Raw genomic sequence first — 10,576 nt, forward strand, 5'->3', positions numbered from 1 at the left:
AACAGCAATTACTACGCATTACCCAGACTACAAGGCACCTAGGCTACGATTTCATTTTTATTTTTTCAATTCTTTTTTCACTTGAACAATGGTATCCATACCAAATCCACGATAAAGCAAAAAACGTTGTTGTTTTTGGAGCTCATCAAACGACAAATCACTTTGACCTTTAGTTTTTTTCTGCCATACATCTAAAGCATAAGTCAACCAATTATCTTCCTCCTGCTGCAAGAACTGATGAATTAATTCCTTATCAACTCCTTTACTACTCAATTCCTGGCTTATTTTTAAAGGTCCGTAACCTTGACGTATTCGTAAGCGACAGCATATTTCTACAAACCGTCGATCACTTTGTAAATCCAAGCGTTGACATTCCTCCAATGCTTTTTTTGCTTCTATCGCACTATATCCTTTTTGCTTTAATTTATCACAAAGCTCTAGTGCACTGTGCTCACGCCTAGACAACAGGCGCACAGCACAAACAAATGCTTTAGTCATCAACAGCCTCAAATTCCTCTGCACTAGCTGACGCAAGCATAGGGAGTTTTTTCTCTAAAAGCTCCGTACGAATTTGATGCTCAAGAGTTGCTGCAACTTGAGGGTTCTCTTTCAAGTATAAGCGAACATTATCTTTACCCTGGCCAATTTTCTCACCTTTATAACTGTACCAAGCTCCAGATTTTTCAATCAGATTGAGTTGAACACCTAAGTTAATAATTTCACTTTCACGAGAAATACCTTCGTTATAAAGAATATCAAATTCGGTCATCTTAAATGGTGGAGCCACTTTATTCTTAACGACTTTAACTCGTGTTTCACTACCTAAGACTTCCTCACCTTTTTTAATTGATCCAATGCGACGAATATCCAGGCGAACGGAAGCATAGAATTTTAGTGCATTACCACCAGTAGTTGTTTCGGGGCTACCAAACATTACACCAATTTTCATACGAATCTGGTTAATAAAAATAACCAGCGTATTAGAACGTTTAATATTAGCAGTCAATTTACGTAAAGCTTGTGACATGAGTCGAGCTTGTAAACCAACATGTGAATCCCCCATTTCCCCTTCAATTTCGGCTTTAGGAGTTAAGGCGGCAACAGAGTCCACGATAATGACATCCACTGCAGCGGAACGCACCAACATATCGGTAATTTCTAAAGCTTGCTCCCCTGTATCAGGTTGAGAAACCAGTAACTCATCCACATTAACACCCAGTTTTTGCGCATAGCTTGGGTCTAAAGCATGTTCTGCGTCTATAAATGCGGCAGTACCCCCCATTTTTTGACATTCGGCAATAACTTGTAATGTTAAAGTTGTTTTACCAGAAGACTCTGGACCATAAATTTCAACAATACGTCCTTTGGGCAAACCACCAATTCCCAATGCAATATCTAATCCTAAAGACCCTGTTGAAATAGCTTCTATATCTCGGGCTATATTACTGTCACCCATACGCATCACTGAGCCCTTACCAAACTGCCGTTCAATTTGCGAGAGCGCTGCGGATAATGCTTTTTGTTTATTTTCTTCCATAATATTTTCCAGATAGTTATAAGCAAGGGTAAAATTATCACACAGATAGGAACAAGCAGCAAATTGATTCACTGGATTAAAGGAGTTTTTTTGCTCAAGCCAAAATGAAGTAAAATAGAAATTTATGTTGGGTTATTTTTGCACATATGGTAAAATTATGAAACACAACTATCCAAGATAGATATTATGCAAAGTAAATGTGAAGAACTAGTTTCTAAAGTAACAACTCCATCATTATATGCAGCACGCGCCGCAAAAAATATTTCTAATGCCGCCAAGCATATCTTTTTCCCAACACCAGAGGAATCAAATGTACCTCTTATAAATCGTGTGCACGTTGAATTTGAGCGAAAAGCATCATATGTAGCCGAAGATATAGTAAGCCTAACTATAGGAAAATAAATAGAGCACTTAGACGATTGCTGCAGTAACCCGTGCTGTCATCAACATCTCTTTTTATCGCACCATATTTATCAATTTTTGATATAAGAAAGAACACCCAACAAAGCCTCCTGACATGCAGCCAAGCGTATGTCGTGTCGATCCCCAGTGAATTGTTTTCTTAAAACCTTGGGTTTCATGCCTCTAGCTGCCCAACCAAAACACACTGTTCCAACTGGTTTCTCAGAGCTACCACCATCTGGTCCAGCAATACCAGTAACCGATACGGCTACATGTCCTACACTATGTTGTAACGCACCAGTCGCCATCGCCAGAGCAACAGGTTCACTAACTGCACCATATTCTTCAATTAATTGCTTAGGTACTGAAAGCAACTCTTCTTTCGCGAGATTACTGTACGTAACAAACCCACGTTCAAACCAGACTGAACTTCCAGGAACTTCAGTGAGATAACTTGCAATGAGCCCGCCAGTACATGATTCAGCTGTAACTAACTGCCAATTCATTTTTTTAAGAATTGCTGAAATTTCTTTGATTAGTTTATCAAAAGAACTCATAAATAGGCCGGAATTTTCCTGGGTTACGGCCTAAGCCTTCACCCAGGTTAAAGATTTTACTGGTTTTGAGTTTGATTTCCACCAGCTGGTTGTTGCGCTGGAGCTGGTTGTTGTGTGGTAGTAGTTTCAGTAGTAGTGGTTGCTGTAGGTTGTTTGTTACTTGACTCACCACATGCAGTTAGCGCTAATGCTAAAAAACCAGTTGCTGCAACTAAAGCGAAACGTTTCATTTCATTCTCCCTATAAGTTTAATATTTTTTTAAATCCCTTTAGATTCTAGCAAATAAATTTAACTTCAACCATGACCTATTGATATTTCAATAAAAAAGTATGGCAATATCTTACTTTAGAATCTCAAAAAATTAACAACCCATTTAGCGAATACCCTATCATCACAGTGTTGCTGCAATGATTTTAATCCCTGGTTAACTACTTCTTGGCTTAAGTTATTTTTGCGCAGTTCAATCAACGCCTGGGAATAGTTTTTGCTGTACTCAGGATGACCTTGTACGGTGAGTACGTTGTCGCGAATCTGCAACATGTAAAACGGACAGAAATCACTTGCAGCCAAAACCTCTGCCTCTTCTGGAAGAAGTACAACTTGATCCTGATGACTAACGATTAGATTCAAAATCCCTAAAGATGGCGACATCCATGGCTTGGGTTGGGTAATTTTATTTATGGAAATACCAACACCCCACCCTTGATGTGCTTTTATAACCTTTCCTCCTAACGCCTTCGCAATAAGTTGATGACCAAAACAAATCCCTATGAGTTTTTTTCTAGCCGCATGAAGACATCGAACGAGTTCTTCAAGCGCGCTAATCCAAGATAAATCGTCATTAACACCATAGCGACTCCCGGTAATAATATAAGCATCTGCGGCATCAATATGACTTGGCAATTCACCATAACGAGCATCATAAATAGTGAACATCAAATTGGGTTCTTCCTGATGCAGTAGCTTGGTATACATTTCCGAGTAGGCTCCATGTACAACAATTAACCTTGGATCTACTTGGTCACATTGCAATATTCCAATTTTCACGGCGTTCCTTAAGGTGCTTCTGCCAATCGCATCATCACCGTCTCCGAATGATAGGAATAATCACCGTGGATTGCAGCCATCAGAATACATTCATATTGTTGCGCGTCGAAAAGAATTGGATTGCCCTGAGCAGAAGGGTCTTCCGTCGCCATTATTGCAATACGTGTCACATGTCGTTCATCAATCCCAATTTCAATTAAACTATGTTCAATACCTAATTCACGTCGCAACTGGATTATCCAATCAAAAAATCCATCAAACCCATTTTCAATCTCTAAGTAGGTTGCTAACCGTTTTATTTTATATTCAATCTCGGATCGATTTGCGTGCACTACATAAGGCATCAGAATGGCATTTAATCGTCCATGATGAGCGTCATAAATTGCTCCCAAAGGATGAGCAAGTGCATGCATTGCCCCTAATCCACGTTGAAAAGCCGTTGCCCCCATCGAAGAAGCTACAAGCATTTGGGTTCGGGAGTTTAAATCATTACCATTTTGCATCACTCGGGGTAAATGTTCTTTTATTAGACGAATCCCCTCAAGAGCAATTCCTTCTGCAAGCGGGTGATAGCCGGGAGCACAATATGCTTCCAAACAATGAGAGAGCGCATCCATACCTGTTGCTGCGGTAATATTCGGTGGTAAAGCAACAGTCAACTCAGGATCTAAAATAACCATAGCGGGCATCATTTTAGGGTGAAAAATAATCTTTTTGCGTTGTTGCTGGGTATCAGTAATCACCGAAGCACGCCCAACTTCTGAACCAGTACCTGCTGTACTTGGTATAGCAATGACAGGAGCTACACCTGCGGCATTCACTCGTCGCCAATTATCTCCTATATCTTCAAAATCCCATAAAGGACGCTCTTGTCCAATCATCAAGGCAATCGCTTTACCTGCATCAAGCGCGGAGCCTCCTCCAAAAGCAATAATCCCATCATGTTGTCCTTTTTGATAAGCACCTACACCGGCCATGACATTTTCTCCCGATGGATTGGCTTTTACATCGGCGAATAAGGAGCTAAGCAAACCCGCATCACGACAATGTGTCAAGATGGACTCAACCACCGGCAATTTCGCGAGATTACTGTCGGTGACTAAGAGAGGCGACTTCATTCCTAAGGCATGGCAAACGTCGACAAGTTCACGAACACGCCCTGCTCCTACCTTTATCGAAGTGGGATAATTCCAATTAGCCATCAATAATGTACTCATTATGGTATATTCCTTTCTAAATTAACCGTTTTTAAATGATACGATTTGGGTCTAGTCAGTAAGTCATATCCTATAGAAGAGAGCGTACATCCACGCCCAGAATTCTTAATTCCAGTCCAAGCCAATGCAGGATCTAGATAATCACAACGATTGATAAAAAATGTTCCTGTATGAAGTTGTTCCCCAAGAGCAACTCCTTTGGGAATATCTTGAGTAAAAACCGCGGCTGTTAGCCCGTAGTCACTGTCATTCATTAATGCAATAGCTTCCTCGTCACTGTCGACAGCCATGATACCGACCACGGGACCAAATGTTTCTTCTGTCATTATCCGCATTTTGTGATTTACTTGGGTTAAAATTTGGGGCGCCATATAAGCAGTCCCAGGCTGATCCATCATAAAATCTCGACTATCAATATGTGCTATGGCTCCTTGCGCCAATGCTTCTTGAATCTGTGTACGTACAAAGACCACTGAAGAAGGACGGACAAGTGGTCCCAAAGTTGTTTCCGGATCATCAGGACGCCCAAGTTTATATTGTTTAACGAAGGCTACTGCCTTATTAACAAACTGCTCGTAAACACTCTTATGAACATAAATACGTTCAATACCGCAACAGGATTGGCCTGAGTTAAAGAACGCCCCATCCATCAGTGTATCTACCGCGTTATCAATCTCCGCATCAAAACGCACATAAGCTGGATCTTTCCCACCAAGTTCCAAGCCAATATTCAAAAAACGCCCCGCGGTTACTCGCTCTATCATTGCCCCACCCGCAACAGAACCCGTAAAAGCAATATTGTTTATTGACGAATCACGCAAAATTGTTTCGGTATCAGAATGAGTCAGATGCAAATACTGAAACACTCCTTGAGGAAGATTTGCTTCTCTAAAAGCTTGGTCAAACCGCTCTGCTACAAGGGGTGTTTGCGCTGAATGTTTGAGCAATACCACGTTTCCAGCCATAATGGCTGGAATAATCGCATTTACAGCCGTAAGGTAAGGGTAGTTCCAAGGAGCAATAACGAATGTAAGTCCTAATGGTTCACGTTTTATGTAACGGATAAAGCCCGTTTTTTCAGGTAATGAGATAGGGGCAAGTGCATCGCGTGCAGCAGCGATCATATAACGAGCCCGCTCCTCAAGACCATTAATTTCCCCAGCAGCATAACGAATGGGTCGCCCCATTTGCCAGCAAATTTCTTTGGCAATCTCATCCTTCTTTGCAACCAAAGCATCTACTGCCGCATTACAGTATCTCTCGCGTTCGGATAAAGAAGTCGCTGCCCAATATTTCTTTGCACTTAATGCACTCTCCAAAGCAAATTGAATCTCAGCATCTTTAGCAAAAGTACGTTCTACATATAAAGAGTTATCAATAGGTGAATAGGTTTTCAATGTGTCATTCATAATCGAGGCAAACCCATGTTATATAATTTCAAAGTAACGGTCCAATTCCCAGTCTGTGATGTGACGTCGAAATTCCCGCTCTTCCCATTCACGAGAGGCTGCAAAATGCTCAACAAATGAATCGCCAAATAAAGAACGAGCGGCTTTGGATTCCTTAAGACGAGTAGCAGCCTCCCAAAGAGTGCGTGGTAAAGCAAGCTCTGCTTCGTGCTGTTGTGTATAAGAATTACCTTTAATTTCAGGGTATGGTTCCAGTTGTTGTTCAATTCCATACAAACCAGAGCCTAAAGCGGCTGCCAAAGCCAAATAAGGATTCGAATCGGCAGAACCCAATCGATATTCAACCCGTTGCGACTTGTCACTTCCCGGTATAACCCGTAGTGCTGTAGTACGATTTTCCACACCCCAGGTTGCATCAGTTGGAGCCCAGAAGCCTGGGATCAAGCGAGAAAAACTGTTCACCGTAGGTGAAACCATTGCCAAAAACTCGGGCATGAGTCTCTGTTGACCTGCTACAAAATGCCGTTGAATTGTGCTCATGTTATGGGGCATAGAAGGTTCATAGAACGCACTGGATCCTTCCTCTTTATGACGTAAAGAAAGATGAATATGTCCGCTTTGACCAGGATAATTCGGCGACCATTTAGCCATAAAAGTTGCCATCATATTGTTGCGTTGCGCTAAAACCTTCATAAATGTTTTAAACAAAGCAGCTTTATCCCCTGCTTCAGTGGCCCTATCTACAGCAATCGCGGCTTCAATCACTCCCGGACCTGTTTCCGCATGCAAACCCTCAATAGGAAAATCCATAACCTCACTCATATTAAGGATCTGATGATATAAATCCGCATGAACGGTATTGCGAATCATTGAATAACCAAAGAAATCAGGCGTCATAGGTTTTAAATCGCGGAAACTTTTAGAACGAACACTGTCAGGTGTTTCATCAAACATAAAGAATTCATATTCTAACGCGGCATACACGACAAATCCCATTGAATCTGCTTTATTAACAAGCCGACGCAGCAATGCTCGAGGACACAAGGTTTCAGCCTCTCCCGCAAATTCAGCCATAAATAACAACTGATTTTCTTCAAAAAAAACATCGCGACACGTTTCGGGAAGAATGCGCACGAGAGTGTCAGGGTAGCCAGTGTGCCAACCGGTATATTTCCCATTATCGTATAGTTTATCTTTGGAGTCCCAGCCCAAGATCACATCACAAAAAGAAAAACCATTATCCAGAGCCGAGAAGAATTTATTGCGGCTCATATACTTTCCAAGCATCACACCATCTAGGTCAAATAAACCAACTTTGACATGGGTTAGATTACGCTCTTCAACAATTTTTTTTGCTGCTTCAACTGTCTTAACATCCTTTGGAGTTAACATAGCATTTCCTTTGCCTGTTGATTATGAATTATTCGATTTCTTTCGAAATTCGCTGCAAATGTGAGGTGCAAGAAGATATGAAGCTTGAAACCAGAATATGTACATCAATACATGAGATTCAAGCACTATATCGACGACGCAATTCTCCTTTGTAAATGGTTTTCGAAAATAGTCTATTGATAATATCCCAGATTCTATTATTGAATCCAGGGTTATTTATTGATGTTGAAAAAGACATAAAATGAAAAATAAATACACATATTTTTCCTCTATACGAAAGATTAACTGATAATCTTTCCTACCACTTCAAATTGCCTCTACTCTCCCTTATATGATTTTGTTAAACTCGCCACAAGTTTCACTCAAGTAAAAAATATTCATGACAACATCCCATACCCCTATGATGCAACAGTATTTACGCATTAAATCAGAATACCCTGATATGCTCCTGTTCTACCGTATGGGTGATTTTTATGAATTGTTTTTTGATGATGCCAAACGTGCATCACAATTATTGGATCTTACTTTGACCCATCGCGGTCAATCTGCTGACAAGCCAATACCGATGGCTGGCGTTCCTTATCATGCTGTAGAAAACTATCTGGCAAGATTGATTAAAAAGGGCGAGTCAGTAGCAATTTGTGAACAAATAGGAGATCCAGCAACCAGTAAGGGACCTGTAGAACGACAAGTGACCCGTATTATTACCCCAGGAACGGTGACTGATGAAGCGCTTTTGGACGCTAAAAAGGATAATTTACTTTTGGCCGTTCACCACCAAAAGCAAAAAATTGGTCTTGCATGGGTTGAATTAAGTAGTGGCCGTTTTCATTTACAGGAATTAGCTGAAACAAATCAGCTGAGTGCAGAGCTTACTAGGTTACAACCTGCTGAGTTGCTCTTAGAAGAACGATCGTCCCTGGAAGAATACTGTCAAAATTTCCCAATTAAACAAAGGCCAGGCTGGGAATTTTGCTTTGACAATGCCAAAAAGCTCTTATGTGAGCAATTTTCAGTAAATGATCTCACTGCGTTTGGCGAGAAAGAATATACCACCGCGCTGGTTGCAGCAGGTGCATTATTGGCCTATTTACACACCACACAAAAACAAGCGCTACCCCATTTAACTACCATAACCCTAGAACATACACATGATTACTTGCAACTCGATGCAGCAACACAAAAACATCTAGAATTATTTGATAATATAAGCGGCAATCATGAAAACAGCGTATTATCTCTTTTAGATAAAACCGCCTGCTCCATGGGCGGTCGTTTACTCAAACGCTGGTTAGGAAGACCACTTAAACATCGGGGTCAGATCAAATCTCGCCAGGATTCAATCATGGAAATAATGCATTTGCAAAACGATGCATCTATCCATGAGTTGTTAAGACAAACTTGTGATGTAGAACGAATTATTTCACGTATTGCACTAAAATCAGCTCGACCACGTGATTTAGTTGCTTTAAGCCATACTTTAGCCCTTCTTCCCGAACTAAATAATATACTTGCACATAACAAGAGCGCACTCACCCTACATTTAAAAAAACACCTTAAGCCAGTACCAGCACTCCAGCAATTGCTTGCATCAGCAATCATAGAAAATCCTCCAGTATTAATTCGTGATGGCGGCGTTATCGCTCCCGGTTTTGATGAAGAGCTTGATGAATTAAGGATGCTTAGCACGCGTGCTAACGATAAACTCATACAATTGGAACAGGAAGAAAAACAAAGAACTGGACTTTCTTCCCTGAAATTTGGCTTCAATAATGTACAAGGCTACTATATTGAGCTGTCCAAAACACAGGCTGAGAAAGCACCAACTCATTACCATAGAAAGCAAACATTAAAAAATGTAGAGCGTTATATCACCCCAGAATTGAAGCAATTTGAAGAGAAAGTATTATCCGCACAAGTTAAAGCCTTAGCACGTGAAAAATGGTTGTATGAAAATTTACTGGTGGAAATCCAGCAAAATATAAGCGAATTAACACAATTAGCGCAGGCCCTAGCTCAACTGGATGTGATAAAGACTCTAGCTGAGCGAGCACAAAGCCTCAATTGGTGTTGTCCAAATCTCGTAGCTGAATCGCAAATTACTATTGAAGCCGGCCGTCATCCAGTAATTGAACATTTGCTACAAGAACGTTTTATTGCCAATGACCTGCAACTCAAACCGTCGCAAAATATCTTACTTATCACCGGTCCCAATATGGGTGGTAAATCCACTTACATGCGCCAAACGGCTTTAATTGTACTTCTGGCTCATATTGGCAGCTTTGTGCCCGCTAAATCAGTAACTTTAGGACCAATTGATAGAATTTTTACCCGCATTGGTGCTAGCGATGATTTGGCCTCTGGACGTTCAACCTTTATGGTAGAAATGACTGAAACAGCACAAATTTTGAGACAGGCAACCCATGAAAGTCTGGTTTTAATTGATGAAATCGGTCGTGGCACCAGTACTTACGATGGGATGGCGCTTGCTTATGCCACCTGCACCTATCTGGCGACAACCATAAAGGCCTATACTTTATTTTCCACTCACTACTTTGAATTAACCAACCTTCCCCAACAATGTTCATGCATTCGGAATGTTCACTTACAAGCCTCCTTAGATACTGGCCGCATCATCTTTTTATATCGAGTGGAGCCAGGACATGCAAACCGAAGTTATGGACTAGAGGTCGCCGAGCTTGCGGGCATACCTGCTGAGGTCTTACACATTGCCCATACGCATTTAAATCATATACAAAATCAACCGCCATCGGCTCTTCAAGCGCAACCTATAGTTCAAGTAAAGCCTCATTCACCTATTTTGCGTGAATTGGCGCAAATTGATCCCGATCAATTGAATGCCAGAGAGGCGCTGGATTTGATTTATCGACTCAAAAGTATGGAAACCGCTGATGTTTAATAATGTAGCCCCCAGCAACGCAGCAAAACTCGGGGTTTCTAAACTTGAATAAAACCTCTTAATCCGGGAGTTCGTCTGCACCGTACCGGCTACA

10 protein-coding genes are annotated in these 10,576 nt (G+C 41.1%); 2 read left to right on the forward strand and 8 right to left on the reverse strand.

Translation table 11 applies throughout. The features are described from left to right. Positions 1 to 57 precede the first annotated feature (57 nt). Together recX and recA are read right to left on the reverse strand one after the other, a co-directional pair. On the reverse strand, positions 58 to 498 hold the full coding sequence (recX, locus tag ACWTEW_RS18595) for a recombination regulator RecX (RefSeq protein ID WP_454783142.1): 441 nt from the start codon (positions 496 to 498) through the stop codon (positions 58 to 60). Then, positions 491 to 1,537, reverse strand: a complete 1,047-nt coding sequence (recA, locus tag ACWTEW_RS18600; protein WP_454783143.1) for a recombinase RecA — start codon at positions 1,535 to 1,537, stop codon at positions 491 to 493. The genes recX and recA overlap by 8 nt, the downstream gene beginning before the upstream one ends. Positions 1,538 to 1,723: 186 nt before the next feature. Here recA and ACWTEW_RS18605 point away from each other — a divergent pair, with 186 nt between their 5' ends. Beyond that, positions 1,724 to 1,939, forward strand: a complete 216-nt coding sequence (locus tag ACWTEW_RS18605) for a hypothetical protein (RefSeq protein ID WP_454783144.1) — start codon at positions 1,724 to 1,726, stop codon at positions 1,937 to 1,939. Between the two features lie 71 nt (positions 1,940 to 2,010). On the opposite strand, the gene ACWTEW_RS18610 is transcribed toward ACWTEW_RS18605, so the two are convergent. The 6 genes from ACWTEW_RS18610 to ACWTEW_RS18635 all read right to left on the reverse strand — a co-directional run bounded on the left by ACWTEW_RS18610 (position 2,011) and on the right by ACWTEW_RS18635 (position 7,562). Further along, positions 2,011 to 2,496, reverse strand: coding sequence for a CinA family protein (locus ACWTEW_RS18610; protein WP_454783145.1), 486 nt, complete (start codon positions 2,494 to 2,496; stop codon positions 2,011 to 2,013). A gap of 56 nt (positions 2,497 to 2,552) precedes the next feature. Next, on the reverse strand, positions 2,553 to 2,726 hold the full coding sequence (locus ACWTEW_RS18615; RefSeq protein ID WP_454783146.1) for a hypothetical protein: 174 nt from the start codon (positions 2,724 to 2,726) through the stop codon (positions 2,553 to 2,555). Between the two features lie 116 nt (positions 2,727 to 2,842). Beyond that, positions 2,843 to 3,544 (reverse strand): glutamine amidotransferase-related protein, encoded by a 702-nt coding sequence (locus tag ACWTEW_RS18620; protein WP_454783147.1) that lies wholly within the window; start codon positions 3,542 to 3,544, stop codon positions 2,843 to 2,845. An 8-nt stretch (positions 3,545 to 3,552) separates the two neighbouring features. Beyond that, positions 3,553 to 4,761: an iron-containing alcohol dehydrogenase gene (locus ACWTEW_RS18625; protein ID WP_454783148.1), complete on the reverse strand. Its 1,209-nt coding sequence runs from the start codon at positions 4,759 to 4,761 to the stop codon at positions 3,553 to 3,555. After that, positions 4,761 to 6,170: an aldehyde dehydrogenase family protein gene (locus ACWTEW_RS18630; protein WP_454783149.1), complete on the reverse strand. Its 1,410-nt coding sequence runs from the start codon at positions 6,168 to 6,170 to the stop codon at positions 4,761 to 4,763. The genes ACWTEW_RS18625 and ACWTEW_RS18630 overlap by 1 nt, the downstream gene beginning before the upstream one ends. An 18-nt stretch (positions 6,171 to 6,188) precedes the next feature. Next, positions 6,189 to 7,562 (reverse strand): glutamine synthetase family protein, encoded by a 1,374-nt coding sequence (locus ACWTEW_RS18635; protein WP_454783150.1) that lies wholly within the window; start codon positions 7,560 to 7,562, stop codon positions 6,189 to 6,191. Positions 7,563 to 7,941: 379 nt separating this feature from the next. Here ACWTEW_RS18635 and mutS point away from each other — a divergent pair, with 379 nt between their 5' ends. Further along, on the forward strand, positions 7,942 to 10,482 hold the full coding sequence (mutS, locus tag ACWTEW_RS18640; protein ID WP_454783151.1) for a DNA mismatch repair protein MutS: 2,541 nt from the start codon (positions 7,942 to 7,944) through the stop codon (positions 10,480 to 10,482). The last annotated feature ends 94 nt before the right edge of the window (positions 10,483 to 10,576 follow it).

The sequence above is a fragment of the Legionella stuttgartensis genome (assembly GCF_977063405.2).

Bases quoted from the DNA above. Each gene is read 5' to 3' on its own strand.
- ACWTEW_RS18630 (WP_454783149.1), bottom strand. From the start codon at position 6,170: ATGAATGACACATTGAAAACCTATTCACCTATTGATAACTCTTTATAT.
- mutS (WP_454783151.1), top strand. From the start codon at position 7,942: ATGACAACATCCCATACCCCTATGATGCAACAGTATTTACGCATTAAA.
- ACWTEW_RS18635 (WP_454783150.1), bottom strand. From the start codon at position 7,562: ATGTTAACTCCAAAGGATGTTAAGACAGTTGAAGCAGCAAAAAAAATT.
- ACWTEW_RS18610 (WP_454783145.1), bottom strand. From the start codon at position 2,496: ATGAGTTCTTTTGATAAACTAATCAAAGAAATTTCAGCAATTCTTAAA.
- ACWTEW_RS18625 (WP_454783148.1), bottom strand. From the start codon at position 4,761: ATGAGTACATTATTGATGGCTAATTGGAATTATCCCACTTCGATAAAG.
- ACWTEW_RS18605 (WP_454783144.1), top strand. From the start codon at position 1,724: ATGCAAAGTAAATGTGAAGAACTAGTTTCTAAAGTAACAACTCCATCA.
- recX (WP_454783142.1), bottom strand. From the start codon at position 498: ATGACTAAAGCATTTGTTTGTGCTGTGCGCCTGTTGTCTAGGCGTGAG.
- recA (WP_454783143.1), bottom strand. From the start codon at position 1,537: ATGGAAGAAAATAAACAAAAAGCATTATCCGCAGCGCTCTCGCAAATT.
- ACWTEW_RS18615 (WP_454783146.1), bottom strand. From the start codon at position 2,726: ATGAAACGTTTCGCTTTAGTTGCAGCAACTGGTTTTTTAGCATTAGCG.